General features: G+C 24.1%; 23 protein-coding genes and 3 tRNA genes. 18 read left to right on the top strand and 8 right to left on the bottom strand.

Going from position 1 to position 20828, the window contains the following annotated elements:
- Positions 1-10 precede the first annotated feature (10 nt).
- From rpsR to BUCISPPA3004_RS01890, 3 genes are read left to right on the top strand one after another with little or no spacing between them, the layout of a single operon-like run.
- Complete coding sequence (gene rpsR / locus BUCISPPA3004_RS01900) at positions 11-238, top strand: 30S ribosomal protein S18 (RefSeq protein ID WP_154049041.1); 228 nt, start codon at positions 11-13, stop codon at positions 236-238.
- Positions 239-298: 60 nt separating this feature from the next.
- The gene (gene rplI / locus BUCISPPA3004_RS01895) at positions 299-748 is read left to right on the top strand and encodes a 50S ribosomal protein L9 (protein ID WP_154049040.1); all 450 of its coding nucleotides are present in this window, start codon (positions 299-301) and stop codon (positions 746-748) included.
- Between the two features lie 28 nt (positions 749-776).
- Positions 777-1187: a dUTP diphosphatase gene (locus BUCISPPA3004_RS01890; RefSeq protein ID WP_154049039.1), complete on the top strand. Its 411-nt coding sequence runs from the start codon at positions 777-779 to the stop codon at positions 1185-1187.
- 80 nt (positions 1188-1267) lie between these two features.
- Here the strand turns inward: BUCISPPA3004_RS01890 and BUCISPPA3004_RS01885 are convergent.
- Positions 1268-1340: transfer RNA gene (locus BUCISPPA3004_RS01885), tRNA-Ile, on the bottom strand.
- A gap of 180 nt (positions 1341-1520) precedes the next feature.
- On the opposite strand from BUCISPPA3004_RS01885, the gene BUCISPPA3004_RS01880 reads away from it, so the two are divergent.
- A tRNA-Asn gene (locus tag BUCISPPA3004_RS01880) sits at positions 1521-1593 on the top strand.
- Between the two features lie 101 nt (positions 1594-1694).
- Entirely contained in the window at positions 1695-3140 is a 1446-nt protein-coding gene (sbcB, locus tag BUCISPPA3004_RS01875; protein ID WP_154049038.1) for an exodeoxyribonuclease I, read from the top strand.
- A 51-nt stretch (positions 3141-3191) separates the two neighbouring features.
- Here the strand turns inward: sbcB and mutY are convergent, their stop codons facing one another.
- Complete coding sequence (mutY, locus tag BUCISPPA3004_RS01870) at positions 3192-4490, bottom strand: A/G-specific adenine glycosylase (protein ID WP_154049037.1); 1299 nt, start codon at positions 4488-4490, stop codon at positions 3192-3194.
- A gap of 126 nt (positions 4491-4616) precedes the next feature.
- Between mutY and trmB the strand changes: the two genes are divergently transcribed.
- Positions 4617-5351, top strand: a complete 735-nt coding sequence (gene trmB / locus BUCISPPA3004_RS01865; protein WP_154049036.1) for a tRNA (guanosine(46)-N7)-methyltransferase TrmB — start codon at positions 4617-4619, stop codon at positions 5349-5351.
- Positions 5352-5371: 20 nt separating this feature from the next.
- Here trmB and hemW read toward each other — a convergent pair whose 3' ends face one another.
- The 4 genes from hemW to dusA form a co-directional block, all read right to left on the bottom strand.
- The gene (gene hemW, locus BUCISPPA3004_RS01860; protein ID WP_154049035.1) at positions 5372-6523 is read right to left on the bottom strand and encodes a radical SAM family heme chaperone HemW; all 1152 of its coding nucleotides are present in this window, start codon (positions 6521-6523) and stop codon (positions 5372-5374) included.
- An 81-nt stretch (positions 6524-6604) separates the two neighbouring features.
- Positions 6605-7003 carry a Holliday junction resolvase RuvX gene (ruvX, locus tag BUCISPPA3004_RS01855; RefSeq protein ID WP_154049034.1) on the bottom strand — a complete coding sequence of 133 codons (399 nt, stop codon included), beginning with the start codon at positions 7001-7003 and terminating at the stop codon, positions 6605-6607.
- A 373-nt stretch (positions 7004-7376) separates the two neighbouring features.
- On the bottom strand, positions 7377-8750 hold the full coding sequence (gene dnaB / locus BUCISPPA3004_RS01850; protein WP_154049033.1) for a replicative DNA helicase: 1374 nt from the start codon (positions 8748-8750) through the stop codon (positions 7377-7379).
- 269 nt (positions 8751-9019) lie between these two features.
- Complete coding sequence (gene dusA, locus BUCISPPA3004_RS01845) at positions 9020-10006, bottom strand: tRNA dihydrouridine(20/20a) synthase DusA (RefSeq protein ID WP_154049032.1); 987 nt, start codon at positions 10004-10006, stop codon at positions 9020-9022.
- A 269-nt stretch (positions 10007-10275) separates the two neighbouring features.
- On the opposite strand from dusA, the gene ssb reads away from it, so the two are divergent.
- Positions 10276-10794, top strand: coding sequence for a single-stranded DNA-binding protein (ssb, locus tag BUCISPPA3004_RS01840; RefSeq protein WP_154049031.1), 519 nt, complete (start codon positions 10276-10278; stop codon positions 10792-10794).
- A 63-nt stretch (positions 10795-10857) separates the two neighbouring features.
- Here ssb and BUCISPPA3004_RS01835 read toward each other — a convergent pair whose 3' ends face one another.
- Positions 10858-11646, bottom strand: a complete 789-nt coding sequence (locus BUCISPPA3004_RS01835) for an alpha/beta fold hydrolase (RefSeq protein ID WP_154049030.1) — start codon at positions 11644-11646, stop codon at positions 10858-10860.
- A gap of 140 nt (positions 11647-11786) precedes the next feature.
- On the opposite strand from BUCISPPA3004_RS01835, the gene BUCISPPA3004_RS01830 reads away from it, so the two are divergent.
- Complete coding sequence (locus BUCISPPA3004_RS01830) at positions 11787-12368, top strand: NfuA family Fe-S biogenesis protein (protein ID WP_154049029.1); 582 nt, start codon at positions 11787-11789, stop codon at positions 12366-12368.
- Between the two features lie 64 nt (positions 12369-12432).
- Here BUCISPPA3004_RS01830 and BUCISPPA3004_RS01825 read toward each other — a convergent pair.
- Positions 12433-12519: transfer RNA gene (locus BUCISPPA3004_RS01825), tRNA-Ser, on the bottom strand.
- Between the two features lie 218 nt (positions 12520-12737).
- Between BUCISPPA3004_RS01825 and aroK the strand changes: the two genes are divergently transcribed.
- From aroK to fusA, 10 genes are all read left to right on the top strand, one after another.
- Positions 12738-13280 carry a shikimate kinase AroK gene (aroK, locus tag BUCISPPA3004_RS01820; protein ID WP_154049028.1) on the top strand — a complete coding sequence of 181 codons (543 nt, stop codon included), beginning with the start codon at positions 12738-12740 and terminating at the stop codon, positions 13278-13280.
- Positions 13281-13318: 38 nt separating this feature from the next.
- Positions 13319-14416, top strand: a complete 1098-nt coding sequence (aroB, locus tag BUCISPPA3004_RS01815) for a 3-dehydroquinate synthase (protein WP_154049027.1) — start codon at positions 13319-13321, stop codon at positions 14414-14416.
- Positions 14417-14544: 128 nt separating this feature from the next.
- Complete coding sequence (rpe, locus tag BUCISPPA3004_RS01810) at positions 14545-15213, top strand: ribulose-phosphate 3-epimerase (RefSeq protein WP_154049026.1); 669 nt, start codon at positions 14545-14547, stop codon at positions 15211-15213.
- Between the two features lie 61 nt (positions 15214-15274).
- Entirely contained in the window at positions 15275-16303 is a 1029-nt protein-coding gene (gene trpS, locus BUCISPPA3004_RS01805) for a tryptophan--tRNA ligase (protein ID WP_154049025.1), read from the top strand.
- 243 nt (positions 16304-16546) lie between these two features.
- Positions 16547-16933, top strand: coding sequence for a sulfurtransferase complex subunit TusD (gene tusD, locus BUCISPPA3004_RS01800; protein ID WP_154049024.1), 387 nt, complete (start codon positions 16547-16549; stop codon positions 16931-16933).
- A 23-nt stretch (positions 16934-16956) separates the two neighbouring features.
- Positions 16957-17316 carry a sulfurtransferase complex subunit TusC gene (tusC, locus tag BUCISPPA3004_RS01795; RefSeq protein WP_154049023.1) on the top strand — a complete coding sequence of 120 codons (360 nt, stop codon included), beginning with the start codon at positions 16957-16959 and terminating at the stop codon, positions 17314-17316.
- 12 nt (positions 17317-17328) lie between these two features.
- Positions 17329-17619 carry a sulfurtransferase complex subunit TusB gene (tusB, locus tag BUCISPPA3004_RS01790; RefSeq protein WP_154049022.1) on the top strand — a complete coding sequence of 97 codons (291 nt, stop codon included), beginning with the start codon at positions 17329-17331 and terminating at the stop codon, positions 17617-17619.
- A gap of 113 nt (positions 17620-17732) precedes the next feature.
- The gene (gene rpsL / locus BUCISPPA3004_RS01785; RefSeq protein WP_154049021.1) at positions 17733-18107 is read left to right on the top strand and encodes a 30S ribosomal protein S12; all 375 of its coding nucleotides are present in this window, start codon (positions 17733-17735) and stop codon (positions 18105-18107) included.
- Positions 18108-18128: 21 nt separating this feature from the next.
- A complete protein-coding gene (gene rpsG, locus BUCISPPA3004_RS01780; RefSeq protein WP_154049020.1) occupies positions 18129-18599 on the top strand; it encodes a 30S ribosomal protein S7 in 471 nt (156 codons plus the stop codon).
- A 79-nt stretch (positions 18600-18678) separates the two neighbouring features.
- The gene (gene fusA / locus BUCISPPA3004_RS01775) at positions 18679-20784 is read left to right on the top strand and encodes an elongation factor G (protein WP_154049019.1); all 2106 of its coding nucleotides are present in this window, start codon (positions 18679-18681) and stop codon (positions 20782-20784) included.
- Positions 20785-20828: the final 44 nt, after the last annotated feature.

The following is a 20828-nucleotide window of genomic DNA, read 5'->3' as shown; positions in this document are numbered from 1 at the left end:
GTAGTATATTATGGTTCGTTATTTTCGTCGCAGAAAATTTTGTCGTTTTACTGCAGAAGGAGTTAAATATATAGATTATAAAGATATAGAAACTTTAAAAAATTATATTACTGAGAATGGAAAAATAGTTCCAAGTCGTATTACAGGTACAAAAGCAAAGTATCAAAGACAATTATCTCGTGCAATTAAAAGAGCACGATTTATTAGTTTGATTCCATATACTGATCAACATCATTAGAATATCAAAATAGTATTCTTTTGTGATGATTTTAAATGATACTTAAGGTGTTTATACTACATGAAAATTATTTTATTGAATACTATCAACAATATAGGAAAAAAAGGCCAATTAATTTCTGTAAAAAAAGGATACGCTAGAAATTATTTAATACCTACTTCACAAGCATTATTAGCTACTGAGAAAAATATTAAAATTTTTGAACAAAATAGAATATATGCTGAAGAAAAAGAATCTAACAAAATACATAAAGCTATTGAAAGAGTTAATGCTATTAAGTTGATGGGTTCTATTGTTTTTTTTATGAAATCTAGTAAAAAAAATAAAATATTTGGTTCTATTGGTATCAAAGATATCACAAAAACTTTATCAGAAATCGGTTTCTTAGTTTCTAAAAATGAAATAAAATTACCGAACGGATTATTACGATATTTAGGTGTTCATACCATTATATTTTCTCCGTATAAAAATATTTCTACTGAAATTCAAGTATCAATTTTATCGATATAAAAATTTTTTAAATTGTAGGTTTTGTTTTATGTGTATAAATGTATTAATTATAAATGTTAAATTCATAGATCCAAGTATTAAAAAAAGTTTTAATTTTCCGGAATATTTATGTAATGGTTTATCAGGTTTTTTTTTAAGGGCTTATCTTCAACATAAGATATGTCTGTTTTCTAAAAAAACAACATTAATTTCAACAGGACTTTTTATACAGGTTATGGATAAAACAGTTCGTGTTGTTATTGAACCTATTACTACTATAAATAATAAATATCCCATAATAATAGGAAACCCATTTAATTTTATGGATTTTTTTGATTTTTTTGAACTAAAAATATCTTTATGGAATTGTAGTAAAAAAAATTTTTATATTAATCCTGGTGATAAAATTGCTCAATTATCAATTGTTCCGAATAAAAAAATAAAATTTTTATATATATAATTTTATTAATGTCTATACATATAGAGATAATTTAAATATTTTAAAAATTATTTATTTTAAATTTAAATTCTTACAAGATATGGCCCTTGCTGGATTTGAACCAGCGACCAAACGATTATGAGTCGTGTGCTCTAACCACTGAGCTAAAGGGCCTATAAAAAATTACTTATATTTTAAAAAATTAATTTTAATAATGTATTATAGAACAATTTAAAGCACTAATCTATATTTTTTTTAAAGTTAATTATTTTTTAATTTTTTTAATATAATATAAATAAATATTAATATTATTAATTGACATATAATTTTTCATATGATATATATTAAACATATTCCTCTGTAGTTCAGTTGGTAGAACGGCGGACTGTTAATCCGTATGTCACTGGTTCGAGTCCAGTCAGGGGAGAATTCATAATTTTATTTTACAAAAATAAATATTAATTTTTTATTTATATATATATATATATATATATATATATATACTTTATCTTTTAAAATATATATTTTATGTGTAAAAAAAACAGTAATAATTATATTTTCAAAAAAACTTTAGTATTTTATGATTATGAAACTTTTGGAACAAATGTATCTCTAGATAAGATTTCTCAGTTTTGTAGTATAGAAGTAGATAGTAAATTTAAATATTTTGGTAAAAAAAAAATTTTTTTTTGCTATCCTCCTCTAGATTATTTGCCTGATCCTAAATCTATTTTAGTTACCAAAATATTACCACAATATACTAAAACACATGGAGTTAATGAATATTTTTTTGCTAAAAAAATTTATAAAATTTTTTCCCAAAAAAATATATGTATTATAGGATATAATAATATTAATTTTGATAATCTAATGACTCGTAATCTTTTCTATAGAAATTTACTTGATCCATATGAATGGAGTTGGAAAAATGGTAATTTTACCTGGGATATATTAAATGTTTTACGTGCATTTTATATTTTTCACCCTAAAACCATGCTTTGGCCTAGTGATACTAAAGGGATAGTTAGTTTTAAATTGTTTGATATTACGAAACTAAATAAAATTACACATTTGAATACTCATGATGCATGTTCAGATGTTTTAGCAACTATTTTAATAGCAAAACATTTATATAAAAAAAATAAAAAATTTTTTTTATTTTTATATAAAATATCTCATAAAAAATATATATTATCATTTATTTTTAGAAATTATAATAAACCTTTTTTTTATTTATCCAGTTATTTTGGTTCTAAAAATAGTAATTTAGGCTGCGTTATGATTGTAGGATCTCATCCAAATTACAAAAATTCTTTTATTTTGATAGATTTATCAATATGTTTGAAAAAAATATTCTATTTGTATTCACATATTAAATCTCATAAAATAACCACAAAAAATTTATTTGATTGTGGAATTAAAGTTATTTATTTGAATAAATCACCACTTTTATTTTCTTATAACTCTTTGTCTCCATGTGATTGTAATAGGATTCAAATAAATTATATTAGATGTCAAAAAAATTTTTTTTTATTACAAAATAATGCATTAATTAAAAATTGGATTATATCTTTTTTTTCTCATGAAACTCCAAAAAAAATTGTTCATGATGTAGATTTAATGTTATATAATAATTTCTTTTTTTCAGAAGATAAGCTATTGTTTTTGTTGCTGCATAAGAGATGCCCGTTAAAATGGATAAATTGGTATCCTAAATTTATTGATAATCGAGTCGGGGAGATTTTTTTTCGCATAAAAGCACGTAATTTTACTTATTTATTAAATAATAGAGAAAAAAATCACTGGAAAAAATATTGTCAACATAAATTTAATTCTGTTTTTATTAATCAATATATTAATAACATTAAAAATTTACAATTACACGTCAAAAAAGAAAATTTATTTTTGTTAAAACAGTTAATTATGTATACAAAACAAGTCATATATGACATTAAAAATATTTTTTTAAATTGATTTTGTTTTTTTTTAAATTATATAAATGTAATATTTTTTACATATAAATGCTTAATTTTTAAATGTTAATTTTTTTTTATGAAATAAAAAGTTTTTCATTTTTCTTTTTATGTAAGTTCTATCTTTTTCTAAAAACATATTTAATTTTTTTTCATTTATGATTTTAGTTTGCTGAATTAACCAAAAAGACCATGCTTTTTTAGAAATTTCTTGATAAATTTTTTGTCCTGTTTTTCCTGGAAAAAATGGATATTCTAATCCTTCTGCTTTTTTTTTTAAAAAAGAACAAAAAATTGTGCGTGTATATTTTTTTTTCATATTTTTTATTACTTTTTTTTGTAGTGAAATGAATATTTTTTTTATGGGAGATGGGATGCCGATTTTTTGAGGATTAAAGATATTATACCATATTTTTTTTTGTATTATATTATTATATATATTTTTTTTTTTGATTGTTATTATTTGTGAAAAAATATGTAATTTTATATTACTGATATAATGTATAAATGGACGAATTACTATATTTGAATCTTTTTTTGTTTTTTCCCATTTTTTTTTTGATATTAGAAAAGATGTTAAAGGAAAATAAAAAAGTTTTTTCCATATGGATATATTTTTTAATTGAATCAAAAAATATGAATTTTTATATTGTATTATTGAAAATAATATTCCTATTTGATTTTTTTTTTTTTTTGGTTTTTTTTTTGTAAAATGCATGCTATGAATATAGTATTGGCATAAACTATTTAAAGGACAAATTAAACAATTAGGTTTTTTATTAGTACAAATAAATGATCCAATGTCCATCATGGCTTGATTGAACTTACTAGATTGATGAATAGGGAGATGCTGATAGATTAAATTCCATAGTTTTTTGTTTAGTTTTTTTTTATTGATGTTATTTATATCAATAGAATGATATCGTGTTAATATACGTTTTACATTACTATCTAAAACCGCATATCTGAAATTGTATGCAAAAGATAATATTGCTCCTGCTGTAGATTCTCCAATTCCAGGTAATTTATTTATTTCATGAATATTATCAGGAAAAATTCCATGATAAATTTTGCAAATTAGTATTGCTGTTTGATGTATACGATGAGCCCTTTGGTAATATCCTAAACCACTCCATAAATATAAAATTTCATTTATACTAGAATTAGCTAAAGATCTTATGGTAGGAAATTTTTTTATAAATTTTTTAAAATAAGGAATTACAGTTTTCACTTGAGTTTGTTGTAGCATAATTTCAGATATCCAGATTTGATAAATATTTTTTTTATGCCAAGGTAAATTTTTCCTTCCGTATACATGAAACCAATTTAGTATTTTTTGTGAAAAAACCATGCTGATCCTAATTAAATTTTTAAATATAGTTAATAATTTATATATAAATTTTAAAGATAATTTTTTTTAAAAAAATTTTGTTTAATAGATATTTTAAATAAATTTATTTATTTTCTTGGAGGTAAAATGACTATTTTAATAGATGATATTTTTGACAAAAATAACAAAAAAAATAAAAATAATTTGTCTTTAATTAAAAGTTATATAATAAGAAGAAGATGTATTAGTCAAAAAAAAAAAGAGTATGTGTTAAAATATTGGAAAATATATGGTATTGATTTTAATAAATGTGTCTTTTTAGATTATTCTATTTTTTTTTCTAATGATCAGCCATATATTATAGATGTTGGTTTTGGTGATGGTAAACTGTTTATAGAAAAAGCTATTAGTAATCCGCATATAAATTTTATTGGAGTGGAAGTATATCCAAGGAGTATTTTTTCAGCTATACAGTATGCTAATATATTTCAAGTATCTAATATACGTATTATATTTCATGATATTGTTGAAGTTTTATTTTATATGATTCCAGATAATACTATTAATATGATGCAAATTTTTTTTCCTGATCCTTGGTTTAAAAGTAAACATCATAAAAGAAGATTAGTGAACAATTTTTTTATTAAATTAATGGAAAAAAAAATTGTTTTTGGTGGTTTTATACATATTATTACGGATTGTGTACTGTATTCTTCTAAAATATGTTATTTAATGTCACAACATTCCAAATTTAAATGTTTGTTAGGAAAAAATACTATTTTTACTTTATTTAGCACGTATGTTCAAACAAAATTTGAAAAAAGAGCTTTATTATTGAATAATAGAATTTTTGACTATAAATATAAATTGCAGGTTGAATGATTATCCAATAAAATAGAATGTTACTCTAAAAATATTGATAATAATGAATTTAATTGATTTCTCCCTTTTGGAGTAACTATCCATGAATTCATATCTTCTTGAATAAATCCTTTTTTTTTGGCAACAATTATTTTTTTTTTGATTTTTATGATTTTAATATAAGTTTTTTTCTCAAATTCTTTATATTGAATAGGTTGTAGTAGTCTAAATTTATTTAAAAAGAATTCTATAGGAATATCTTTTTTTGGAACAAAATATTTTTGTTTAAGATAATTTCCTATCATATATATGATATCATTTTTAGTTTTGATAGTTCTGATTATTTTCTGGTTTAACTGAGTTATTTTTCCATGAGCTCCGCATCCAACGCCAATATAGTCGCCAAAATTCCAGTAATTAAGGTTATGTTGGCATTGATATTTTTTTTTTTTAGAGTAAGAAGATATTTCGTATTGCATATACCCATACTTATGAAGTAGTTCTTTTCCTTTTGTAGCCATAATTTTAATAGTATGGAGTGATGGCAGTAATACATTTTGTATATAAAATTTAGTATTTGGCTCAATATTAAGTTGATACCAAGATATGTGTTCGGGTTGTATAAGAATAGTCTGGTATAAATCGTCTAAAGCATTTTGAACTGTTTGCTCGGGAAGACCGTACATCAAATCTATGTTTAAATTTCTATTAGAAAAATTTTTAGTAGAATCAATCAATTCCATTGTTTTTTTTTTATCGTATTTTCTGTTTATTTTTTTTAATAAAGAAGAATTAAATGTTTGGATTCCTATTGAAAATCTGTTAACACCTGCTTTATAGTACTCTAATATTTTTTTTGTTTTATCTATATCGGGATTAATCTCTATAGAAATTTCTATATTTTTTGAAACAGACATTAATTTCTTTATTTTAGATAATAAGTATAATATTGATGTACTTTTTAATAAACTGGGCGTTCCTCCACCAATAAAAATTGACTGAATAACTCGGTTTGAAATTATTTTTTTATCATTTTTTAAATCATAAAGAATATGTTTGATATATTTTTTTTCTGAAATTTTACTTGATCGTGGATATGAATGAAAATCGCAATATGGACATTTTTTGATGCACCAAGGTATATGAATATATAAACTAATTGATGGTAATGTATGTGTATTTGTTTTATTCATAACGTATATTATAATTAAAATAATTTTTTTTAGGAATATTTTTTAATAATTAATAAAAATATGTATTTTTATGTATAGTTTTTAACTAAAAAAATAATTTTCGTGTAACCAACTATCTAAGATTATTTTAGCTGAAATAGAATGTACACAAATGTTTTTTTTTTTTTTTGTGTTCTTTAAAAAAGATCGCGCTTCTTTTGATGAATAGTTTTCATTATATAAGAATACATTTTTATTGAATTTTTTTTTACAAATATAACTGAATTTTTTTATTTTTTTATTTATGTTTTTTTTTATGTAATATGGATATCCAATCACTATATTTTTAGGTTTCCAATACTGGATGATATTATTAATTTTATTCCACAATGTTTTTTTTTTATTCATAATAGATTTTATAGGAGTAGAGGATTTTATTCTTGTTTCAGCTATAGCAACTCCAATAGTTTTTATTCCATAATCAAAACATATGATAATCATAAATTATATCAGAAAAATCTTGTTAGTATATTTATTTTTATATAAATGATTGAGTTAATATAATATATATTATATATAACATATTTATCTGATATTTTCTATAAAAATTTTTGTATAGTAAAATAAGATATTTGTTTGGTAAAGACTACTATTTTAATGATTTTGATTTATTGTTAATACATAATTTTATTGTGTATATGATATTTTTGATATATATAATTATTATTTTAATAATATTTTTATACAATTATTTATGGTTGCGACTGATTTTCTTATATTTAGTGATTTTTTCTAAATTTTTTAATAAAATATATTAATTATTGTCTGTAATAATTTTTTTAATGAAATTTATTTTAGATATTGTTTTTTTAATTTAATTATGATATTTTTGATTAGTATAATTATCAAAACGTGACCACTGTCCATTGAATGTTAACCGTACAGTTCCAGTAGGACCATTTCTCTGCTTACCTATGATGATTTCAGCAATACCTTTAAATTCGCTATTCTCATGATAGAGTTCATCTCTATAAATAAAAAGAATTAGATCAGCATCTTGCTCTAAAGAACCAGACTCTCTTAGATCTGAATTAACCGGTCTTTTATCGGATCTTTGCTCTAAAGATCGATTTAATTGTGATAAAGCAATAATTGGGATATTTAATTCTTTTGCTAAAGATTTCAATGTTCTTGAAATTTCAGCTATTTCTAGTGTTCTATTACCAGATAATGCAGGTATTTTGATTAACTGAAGATAGTCTATCATAATTAAACTTAATCCGTTATTTTCTCGATATATTTTTCTTGAGCGAGATCGCACTTCATTAGGTGTTAATCCAGATGAATCATCTATATAAATATTTTTCTTTTGTAATAAAATATTTATAGTACTTGATATTCTGCTCCATTCCTCATCATTTAATTGTCCAGTTCGAATTTTAGATTGATTAACCCGTGATAGAGAAGCTAACATACGAATCATAATTTGTTCTCCCGGCATTTCTAAACTGAATATTAAAATTGGTTTTTCATATAACATTGCTGTATTTTCACATAAATTCATAGCAAATGTAGTTTTACCCATAGATGGTCGAGCAGCGATAATAATGAGATCTGATTGTTGTAATCCAAATGTTTTTTTGTTTAGATCGTGATATCCAGTATTTAATCCAGTTATTCCATCATTTGGTTTTTTTAACAATTTTTCAATGGATTGAATAGTAGTATCTAAAATTTTTTCTATGTTTTTAGGTCCTTCTTTACCTGCAGAACGTGTTTCAGAAATTTTAAATACACTAGATTCAGCATAATCCAGTAGTTCGAGGCTAGTGCGTCCTTTAGGATGATATCCTGCGTATGCAATATTATGTGCAGTAGAAACAATTTCACGTATTATTGCTCTTTCTCGTATTATTTCTGCATAAGAAATAATGTTAGTAATACTAGGTGTATTTTTTGAAATTTCTGCTAAATAAGAAAATCTTCCAACATTATTCAGTTCCCCTTTTTGCTCTAATGACTCAGAGAGTGTAATTAAATCAATTGGAGAACCTTTTTCTACTAAAAATTTCATTTCGCAAAAAATTAATTGATGTTGTTGACTATAAAAGTCTTCAGTAACAATATATTCAGAAATTACATCCCATTGTTGGTTATCTAACATCAATCCTCCTAATACAGATTGTTCAGCTTCTAATGAATGAGGAGGTGTTTTGAATTCGTTTTTATTTTTTATTGATTCTATCATAAATAATTTATTCTCTTATATAAATTTTTAAAAATATGTTTTGAATTGTTTTTTTAATAATAGTTTTATATTAAGTGCTGTTTTTTAAAAAATTTTGTTTTTAATATTTAGATAATAATTGTATATTTTAAATATTTAATTTTATTAAAATTTAAAAATAAAAGAATATATAGAACATATAAAATAAAAGAGTTTTTTGATGATCTTTTTTCGAAATATTATATATATCAAATAAAATATTTTTTTGTTTATAATTTGTTAATTACAAATTATATTGTGATTTTTTTATTAAATATTTTGTGTATTTTGGTGAATAAGTTGTGTATATCGTTTTTATGATGTATTTTTTTTAAAATGTATTTTTTCCATTTTTTTGAATGTGGTTGTTTATAAAAAATATTTAATATGTGTTTCATTATGTGAAGAATTTTTGTTTTTTTTTTTGTTTCTTTTTCAGTATACTGGAGCATTTTTTTTAAAAATTTTTTGAAATTGAATTTTTTTTTACAAGAAAAAATTTCTTTATCTATTTTACATAATAGTAGTGGATTTTTATAGATTTCTCGACCCATCATAATACCATCTACATGTTTTAAATGTTTTTTTATTTCTGGAATAGATTTTATTCCTCCGTTTAAAATAATTTTTAAATGAGGAAAATCTTTTTTGATTTGATAAACATACTGATAGTTTAATGTAGGTATACTTCTGTTTTTTTTAGGACTGTTTAGTTGTAAATCAGCAATCCTTGCGTGTATAATAAATTTAATACAGTATTGGTTTTTTGATACTTGTTGAATAAAATTTTTAAGAAATTGATAATTATTATTTTTTTCGGTTCCGATTCTTATTTTTACACTTACAGGTATTGGTACAGTAAAATATATAGTTTTGATACAGTGATACACTATATTGGGATGATTCATTAAATATATTCCAAATTTACCAGATTGAGCGTGTTGTGAAGGACAACCAATGTTTAAATTTATTTCATTAAATCCCATGAAATATGCTATTTTGGCACATTTTTTAAAATGTATACAGTTATTTCCAGCTAATTGAATTGCTATAGGAACGTTACTCATTACTTGTTTTTTTGAAAATAAGTTTTTTTTATTTATTAATTCATAAGTGGTAATCATTTCTGTATATAGGAAAGTTTTTTTAGTTAATTGTCTGTAGAAAAATAGACAATGTCTATCAGTATATTTTAACATGGGTGCAACAGAAAATTTATGTACATTTTTTTTTTGCATATTATTTTTTGTAATTTTTATATGGTAAAAGGTATTTTTTATATTTTTAATGAAATATCATTATTTTAATCTAAAAATATATTTATATAAAGTTAAAAAATTAAATTTTGAAAATGTAGTTTTGTATATTTTAATTAGTTACTTTTAAAAAAATTATTTTTATATATCAGTTTAATTCAATAAAAGTATTTATTGTAATAAAATTATTTTTTTTTATGGTATAATTTTAAATAATTATATTTTGATATAAATCATATTAGGTTAAATTTATGGCAAGTAGAGGCGTAAATAAAGTTATTTTAATTGGTTACTTAGGACAACATCCAGATGTACGATATATGCCTAATGGTGGAACTGTAGTAAATATTACTATTGCTACTTCAGATATATGGAAAGATAAAAATACTGGTGAAACTAAAGAGAAAACTGAATGGCATCGAGTAGTTCTATTTGGTAAAATTGCTGAAATTGCTGGTCAATATTTAAAAAAAGGATCGCAAGTTTATATAGAAGGATCTTTACAAACTCGTAAATGGAAGGATCAAAATGGATTAGATCGTTATACTACGGAAATAGTAGTTAGTGTCACCGGTTCTATGCAAATGTTAGGTTCACGAAATACAACTAGCGCATCATCATCTATTAATGAAATACAAGATGTATCACATAAAGATAATTTATCTACGTCTATGGATGTTCAAGATATTTCTTCTGAATTTAAAAATAAATCACATTTAGTAGATACAACATCAAAGATTGATTTTGATGATGAAGATATTCCTTTTTGATTTTTTTATCAAATATAAATAATATTTTTATTTATATTTTTGGTATATGGTAGTTTAATTTTATTAAATATTATTTTTAATAAAATGATACAGTATGTTACTAAAAGTTTTAGGATGAGATAAAAAGGGTGCATGTTTAGCTCCTTCTATAATTATAGAGTCTTTTTTGTGATATAGATTTTCTATTTTTTTATGTGTTTCTATAGGTATGAGATTATCTAATTTTCCATATATTCTTAATGTTGGAATATTTGGACATAATAGATTATTTCTATAATCAATTTTAGTTAACCAGTTATATCCTATTTCAATAGCTTCTTTTTTTGGATTAGGATATTTTTTGGAAAATTTTTCTTTTGTTCTAAGTTTAGAAAGCTTGTATTGGTGTGTATTAATAACATGTATTAAAATAAAATTTTTTAAAAAATTACTATAACATGATAAAATACTCTTTTTTATAGAGTATAATACATTTATTGATATTCCGGGCCATTTTTTTTGTTGTATAAAATATGGTGATGATGCTACATAGATAGTTGCTAGAGTATGATGTGGATATTGTAGACTTAAATAGTGTGCGAGTAATCCTCCCATAGACCATCCGATCCATATTACTTTTCTTTTTATTTTTTTTAATAAATAATTAGATATTTGTTTAAATGTCATTATAGGAGAATTTACATTTTTTCCAAATCCAGGTAAATCGAATGTGTGTAGTGTAAAATATGGTTTTAATATTGGAATGATTGTGTTCCATACTATGGAATGTAATCCCCATCCATGTAAGAATATTAAATGAATTTTTCCTGTTCCAAAGATAGAAGAGTATATTTTTTTTTTGTTTTTATTCATATAATTTGTGACTATACTGAGTGTTAGATAGTATGGATAAAAATTTTAGGATATATATTTATATATATTTCTACAAAATAGAATTTATATATATTTATTTTTTATTTATTATACAATAACATATTATGTAGAATAATTCTATGATTACAATATCGGATTCAGCTAAACAATATATACTTAGTTTGTTATCTAAAAGAAAAGTAGAAACAAATATTAGAATTTTTATTAATTCTCCGGGAACTATGCATGCTGAATGTGGCATGTCGTATTGTGAACTTCAAGATATTGATTCAATAAATGATCAAAAAATTTCTTTTAATGAATTTGATATTTATGTTCATAAGTCTATAGTTCCTTTTTTAAAAAATTCTAGTATAGATCTTGTTAAAAATGAAGTAGGATCGCAAATTACTCTACAGGCTCCTTATGCAAAATCAACACAAAAATTTCGTCATAAATCTCAATTAGAGAATGATGTACAAAAATTTTTATTCTCTCAAGTTAATCCTACATTATTATTGCATGGTGGTTCTGTTAATTTAATAAATATTAGCAGTGATGGAGTTGTTTTTTTACAATTTTCAGGTGGATGTAATGGTTGTTCTATGATTAGTACTACATTAAAATTAGGTATAGAAAAACAATTGATGAAACATTTTTCTGAAATTTCCCGAGTAGAAGATGTAACAAATCATGTTTACGGTCAACACTCATATTATTAATATAAATATAATTTTTATATTTTTTTTGATTATTTTAAAAAATTGATATAAGTGTATGTGTATATGGTGAGAAAGGGATTCGAACCCTTGATACATTTTATTGTATACACGCTTTCCAAGCGTGCTCCTTAAACCACTCGGACATCTCACCTTGAGAGTGTATATAAATAATTATTTATGATAGTACAATCATATTAAAAAGTATTTTTAAAATCAAGTTTTTTTTATTATATTCTTATAATCCATATAATATATTATGCTTATTTTTTATGTTACTTCATAATATAATATGGTATTTTATTGTTAAAAAATATATATTTGGTGTAAATTATTGATTTTAAATAAAACTTATTATTGAAAGGAACTACCATGAATAGCGATAAAAAAAAAAATATTTTTTTAATTGGGCCTATGGGAGCTGGAAAAAGTACTGTAGGTCGCTATTTATCCCAATCTCTAGACATGTTTTTTTATGATTCTGATGCTGAAATTGAAAAAAGAACTGGTGTAGATATAGACTGGGTATTTGAAGTAGAAGGAGAATCTGAATTTCGTATACGAGAAGAAAAAGTTATTAATGAATTAACTAATAAAACCGGTATAATATTATCTACGGGAGGTGGATCGATACTTTCATTAAAATCTAGAGGTTTATTGCAATCTAGAGGTATTGTTATATATTTACGTACTTCAATAAAAGAACAATTAATACGAACTAAAATGGATAAAAAAAGACCTTTGCTATCTTTAAAAAGTAATGAAAATGAGAAGATATTAAGATCGTTATCAGTTATTCGTGATCCAATATATAACAAGATATCTGATTTTGTTGTTGATACAGTTAATAATGATGTTCCATGTATAGCTTCAAATATCATACGATTTTTTTATGATTTTAGCAAAGTTAATTAAATTATTTTTATTTTTAAACGAAATATGGGTTGATAAGTATGGTAGATAAAGTACATGTTAATTTAAAGAATAGTAGTTATGATATTAGCATTGGTTGTAATATATTAAAAAATTTTTTTATATCGACTATTTTATTGAATAATACAAATAATGTTATTATTACAAATAATACTATTGAAAATATGATTTTCAAAAATAAACTTTATGATATTAATAAAAATATAAAAAATATACCTATTTTTAGTATTCCAGATGGTGAGTTTTATAAGAATTTAAAAGAAGTTGAAAATATTATATATTTTTTACTAAAAAAACCATATGGAAGAGATGTAACATTAATTGCAATAGGAGGTGGGGTAGTAGGAGATATTACTGGTTTTGTTGCTTCTATATATCAAAGAGGAGTTAATTTTTTTCAAGTACCGACTACTCTCTTGGCTCAAGTAGATGCTTCTATTGGAGGAAAAACAGGAGTTAATCATATATTAGGTAAAAATATGATTGGTTCTTTTTGGCAACCTAAAGGAGTATTAATTGATATTGATTTTTTATCAACTCTACCAAGAGAACATATAATTTCTGGAATGGCAGAGATTATTAAATATGCTATTATTTTTGACTATAAATTTTTTATGTGGCTAGAAAAAAATTGTTTTAAAATATTACAATTACAAAAAGATACGCTATTATATTGTATAAAGAAATGTTGTGAATTAAAAGCTTTGGTTATTGAATCTGATGAAAAAGAAAGTAATTTACGATTTTTTTTAAACTTAGGGCATAGTTTTGCACACGCTATTGAAGCATATGTTGGATATGGTAAATGGTTGCATGGCGAAGCAGTTTCTGTAGGTATCGTGATGTCAGCGTATTTATCTGTTCAATTAAATATGTTGCATAAAGATTGTTTGTCTAGAATAAAAAATATTTTTTATAGAATAGGTTTACCAATTAAAGGTCCTAAAAGTATGTTGCCTCAAGATTATCTTGAATTTATGTTACGAGATAAAAAAGTATTATCTGGAAGGATACGATTGATTCTTCCTGTTTCTATTGGAAAAGTAAAGTTGTTTTCTTCTATTGAAAATACTAATATATTACAATTTATAAAAAAATTTCAAGAAGATAAGTGTTAATTTTAATAATTAGTATTATTTATATAATATGAAATTTTTATTTTAATTGATATAAATAAATTTTATTTTTTATTTATAAAATAGCATTATTTATTTAAATATAAAAATAGTAATGATTAAGGAAATTCATGAAACGTGTTGTAGTGGTTCCATCTATTTTATCTGCAAATTTTTGTCGATTAGGAAAAGAAATACAGGAAGTTCTTAAGGCAGGATGTAATTTAATTCATTTTGACGTTATGGATAATCATTATGTTTCCAATTTAACGATGGGACCTATGATATTAAAATCAATAAAAAATAGTGGAATAAAAGTATTTTTTGATGTTCATTTAATGGCTTCTCCGGTTGACTCATTAATTCCTTTATTTGCAAATTTAAATGTACAGTTTATTACAATCCATCCCGAATCTACTAATCATTTAGATAGAACTATACAACTAATTAAAAAAATAGATTGCGGTGTTGGTTTAGCCTTAAATCCATCTACTTCTTTGCATTTTTTAGATTATGTAATTGATGAATTAGATTTAATTTTAGTAATGGCTGTGAATCCAGGTTTTGGTGGTCAAAAATTTTTGACATATGTGTTAAAAAAAATTCAACAAGTACGATCTTTAATTGATAAAAGTCAAAAGAATATTCTTTTATCAGTAGATGGAGGAATTAGTTTATCTAATATTGTAAATGTAATACAATCAGGTGCTGATTATGTAGTCGTTGGTTCTGCTATTTTTCATTCAGATGATTATTTGAAAACAATAAGAAAATTAACAGATATTATTATAGATAATTAATCTTTAGTTTAAGTAGTCAATAAATATTATTTATTTTTAAAAATTTTTAAGGTTTTTTTATATGTTAGATACTAAAAAAAAAGATATTATGTTTACAGGAATTCAACCTACAGGTTGGCCTACCTTAGGTAATTACTGTGGAACTATGTGTAATTGGAAATATATACAAAAAAAATATAAATGTTTTTTTTGTATTGCTGATTTACATGCTTTAACTACTTATCCTAGAAATAGCAATAAAAATAGCATGAAAAATAATTTTTCTACTAATATATTAGATATGGTAGCATTGTATTTATCATGTGGTGTTGATCCTAACAGTAGTATAATTTTTGTACAATCAGATGTACATACGCATAGTCAATTATACTGGATTTTGAGTAATTTTGTTTATTTTGGTGAATTATCTCGTATGACGCAATTTAAACAAAGATTTTTGCTAAAAAATAAGACTACTAGTCTATCTTTGTTTTGTTACCCTGTTTTGATGGCTGCTGATATTTTATTATATCACACAAATTGTGTTTTAGTAGGTTTAGATCAAAAACAACATTTAGAATTAGTTCAAAAGATTGCTCATCGCTTTAATGCTATATATGGAAACATTTTTATTATCCCAGATGTTTTAATGTTACCTATAGGCAATAAAATAATGGCTTTACAGAATCCAGAAAAAAAAATGTCAAAATCGGATAAAAATATTAATAACACAATATTTTTACTTGAGAATATTGATTCTATACGTTTAAAATTACAACGTGCATTAACGGATTCTGACTGTTCTTCTGATTGTATTCGTTATGATGTTTTTAATAAACCAGGAGTATCCAATTTACTGTCCATTTTTTCTTGTCTTACAAGCAAAAAAATTTCAATATTAGAAGATGAATTTAAAAATTATCAATATTCTAGTTTTAAAGAAAAACTATCAGATATTGTATGTAACTTTATTTCTGAAATACAAGCTGTATACTATAAATTTAGAAAAGATGAAGATTATTTAATTGATATTTTGATGCATGGTAAAGAAAATGCTTTAAAGCACAGTACAAAAAAATTATATAGTGTTTTTCGTGTTTTAAATTTATGAAATGAGATATTTTATCTTATATAAAATAATTATAATATTTAATTATTTTTTCACGTATAATATATTATCACTTTGATATGCTTGGTAATTGAAATAATATCAATTATTGTGTAAAACATCTACATGATTATTTTTATTATTAAATATTAAAACTTGTTACTGGTTTTTAGTAATGGTTGTATATTAAAAATATAAATTACATTAATTATAAACAAGAAAAAAGTTTATTAGTATGGTCATAATATGAATTACATAGTAATTGTTACTGGTCCTCCTTATGATACTCAAAATGCTATAAGTGCTTTTTTATTTTCAAAATCTGTTCTTGAACTAAATTTTAGTATTAGTAAAATTTTTTTTTATGCTTCCGGAGTATATAACTCTAATTGTATGATTAATCTTCCCAGTAATGAATTTAATGTTTTAAATGGATGGATTAGTTTAAAAAAAACTTATAATATTCAGTTATGTATTTGTCCTAGCGCTGCCCATAGGAGAGGAATTTTATCAAACGAATCTACTAAAAAGATTAAAAATTATCAAAAAATTTTTTCTTCTTCTTTTAAATGTGTAACGTTGATGGAATTATCGTACTCTATACGTACCTGTGATCGTATTGTACAATTCTAATTTTGGAAATATATTTATTTTTTATGAAATCAATGGCTTTTATTTTTTCTAATGCTCCATATGGAGATAATATTGGTAGAGAAGGACTTGACTTTGTTATTTCTTGTTCGTTGAGTTGCAATAAAATTGCTCTTTTTTTTATTGATGATGGTATATTTCAATTAATATTACATCAGAAACCAGAATTAGTTAAACTACACAATTATTCTCTTTCATTTAAGGTTTTGTTGTTATATGGAATAAAACACTTTTTTTTTTGTAAAAGATCAGCTCATCAGCGTGGTTTTAAAGATTGTGATGACTTTTTATTACCAGTAGAATTTTTAAATAAATCTTGTATTAAAAGTCAAATAAATCGATTTGATTTTATTTTAAAATGGTAATTGTTAAATAATATGTTACATATTTTATTAAATTCTCCATATCGTATATCTATACCTTCTTTGTTGTCTTTTAGCTCTAAATTTGATGATTTAATATGTATTCAGGATGGTGTAATATTAAGTGTGATTAATGATTCTTATTTAAAAAAAATATATAAAAATTTTAATTTAATTTATTTCTTAAAAAATGATTTATTTGCTAGAGGGTTATTACAAAAAAATAATAAAAATAATTTAATTTTATTAAATTATGAAAGTTTTGTTTTGTTAACATATAGCCACGCCTCTAATATGACTTGGTAATTATTGTAATAAATTATTATATATAAGTAAAATATCATATTATTTATATAATTTTTAGATATAGTTAAAGATTTTTTTAGTGAATTTTTAAAATAAAGTATTTTGGAGAATATATGTCTACAATTAATCAACTGGTCCGTACTCCTAGGACTCGAAAAATAACTAAAACTAATGTTCCTGCTTTATCTGGATGTCCTCAACGAAGAGGCGTATGTACAAGAGTATATACAACAACTCCAAAAAAACCGAATTCTGCATTAAGAAAAGTATGTCGTGTTAAATTAACAAATGGTTATGAAGTTACAGCATATATTGGGGGTGAAGGACATAATTTACAAGAACATTCAGTGATTTTAATTCGAGGTGGTCGAGTAAAAGATTTACCTGGTGTTAGGTATCATGTAGTTAGAGGTTCTTTGGATTGTTCCGGTGTTAAAGATAGAAAAAAAAGTCGATCTAAATACGGTGTTAAAAAGTTAAAAGTATAAATATTATTAAGGAGTGTTAATATGCCTCGTCGTCGTATAATAGGTCAACGTAAAATTTTACCTGATCCAAAATTTTCTTCAGATTTATTAGCTAAATTTATTAATATATTAATGGTTGACGGTAAAAAATCTATTGCTGAAAATATCGTTTATTCAGCTTTATCAGCCGTTTCTCAAAAAATAAAAAAAGAAGAACTAGATATTTTTATTTTAGCTTTAGATAACGTTAAACCATCAGTGGAAGTAAAATCTCGTCGTGTAGGAGGATCGACGTATCAAGTTCCAGTTGAGGTTCGCCCAACTAGAAAAAATGCTTTAGCTATGCGATGGATTGTAGCTGCAGCTCGTAAGCGCACAGATAAATCTATGTCAATTCGATTGACTAATGAATTATTAGATGCTATAGGAAATAAAGGTTCAGCTGTTCGAAAACGTGAAGAAGTTCACAAGATGGCAGATGCGAATAAAGCTTTTGCCCATTATCGTTGGTAACTGTATATTTTTTAAAAATTATATCATTTAACGATATATTTTATATTTTTATAAAAAACAGATTTGCAAGAGGATTTTTATGACGCGTACAACACCGATTGCTCAGTATAGGAATATTGGTATTAGTGCACATATTGATGCAGGTAAAACCACTACAACAGAACGTATATTATTTTATACTGGAATCAATCATAAAATTGGCGAAGTGCATGATGGTGCAGCTACAATGGATTGGATGGCTCAAGAACAAGAACGCGGTATTACTATTACTTCTGCTGCAACTACTACTTTTTGGTCGGGTATGGCTAAACAATTTTTATCACATAGAATTAATATTATTGATACTCCTGGTCATGTTGACTTTACAATTGAAGTAGAACGATCTATGAGAATATTAGACGGAGTAGTAATGATTTATTGTGCTGTAGGAGGAGTACAACCACAATCAGAAACTGTATGGAGACAGGCGAATAAATATAAAGTTCCTCGGATTGCTTTTATAAATAAAATGGATCGAGTCGGTGCTGATTTTTTTAAAGTAGTAGATCAAATTCATACTAGATTACATACTTTAGCAGTACCTATTCAATTAGCGATTGGTTCAGAGGAAAATTTTAAAGGTGTAGTTGATTTAATAAAAATGAAAGCTATTAAGTGGCTTGAAAAAGATCAAGGTGTAACTTTTAAATACTATGATATTCCAGAAGAATTATTATCTATTTCAAAAAAATGGCACATGAATTTAGTTGAAATTGCTGCTGAAGCAAATGATCAATTAATGGAAAAATATTTACAAACTGAAGAATTAAGTGAAGATGATATTAAATTAGGATTAAGAAATAGAGCTTTAAATAATGAAATTACTTTAATAACATGTGGTTCGGCTTTTAAAAATAAAGGTGTACAAGCTTTATTAGATGCTATTATTGAATATTTACCATCACCTGCTGATATTCATGACATGAAAAATTTTATATGTAATCAGGATGTTTCTGTTTCTAATTGTAAATTAAATGATAAACAACCTTTTTCTGCTCTTGCTTTTAAAATTGCTTCTGATTCTTTTGTAGGAAATTTAACTTTTTTTCGTGTTTATTCTGGTATCGTTCGATCAGGAGATGTAGTTTTAAACTCTGTAAAAAATCATACTGAAAGATTTGGTCGAATTGTGCAAATGCATGCGAATAAACGTGAAGAAATTAAAGCAGTATATTCAGGTGATATTGCTGCAGCTATTGGTTTAAAAAATGTTACTACAGGCGATACATTGTGTGATGTTAAGAATCCAATTATATTGGAAAAGATGGATTTTCCAGAACCAGTTATTTCAATTGCTGTAGAACCGAAAACTAAAGTTGATCAAGAAAAAATGGGACTTGCTCTAAACAGACTAGCCAGAGAAGATCCTTCTTTTAGAGTATGGACAGATCATGAATCTAATCAAACTATTGTTGCAGGTATGGGAGAGTTACATTTAGAGATTATAATTGATCGCATGAAGCGTGAATTTAATGTAGATGCAAATATTGGAAAACCACAAGTTGCTTATCGTGAAACTATTTTAACTAAAGTAGTAGGTGTAGAAGGTAAACATATTAAACAGTCTGGTGGTCGTGGTCAATATGGACATGTTGTAATTGATATTTTTCCTTTAAAAACTAATAGTTCTGAATATTCATTTATTAATGATATTAAAGGTGGAGTAATTCCCGGGGAGTATATTTCTTCTATTGATAAAGGTATTCAAGAACAATTAAAATCTGGTCCATTAGCAGGATATCCTGTAGTTGGTATTGGTATTCGTTTGCACGATGGTTCTTATCATGACGTAGATTCTTCTGAATTAGCTTTTAAGTTAGCTGCTTCTTATGCATTTAAGGCAGCATTTAAACAAGCGCAGCCAATTTTATTGGAACCAATTATGCAAGTAGAGGTAGAAACTCCTGGAGAATACATGGGAGATGTAATTGGAGATATTAATCGACGTAGAGGTATTATTGAAGGAATGACGGATGATTCTTTAGGAGGAAAAAATATTAAGGCGCATATTCCTTTGTCTGAAATGTTTGGATATGCAACTGATTTACGTTCTCAAACACAAGGTAGAGCATCGTATTCTATGGAATTCATAAAATATACTGAAGCACCTAAAACAATTTGTACAGATATTATCTCTAATCGATAATCTTTTTTTTTATAAAATATGTAATAATTTTCAGTAATTTTTTT

Source organism: Buchnera aphidicola (Cinara splendens) (genome assembly GCF_900698975.1).
In the GTDB taxonomy this organism is placed as follows: Bacteria; Pseudomonadota; Gammaproteobacteria; order Enterobacterales; family Enterobacteriaceae; genus Buchnera_F; species Buchnera_F aphidicola_AI.
Note: the sequence above shows the minus strand (reverse complement) of the source record. Positions and strands in the feature narration are given on the sequence as shown.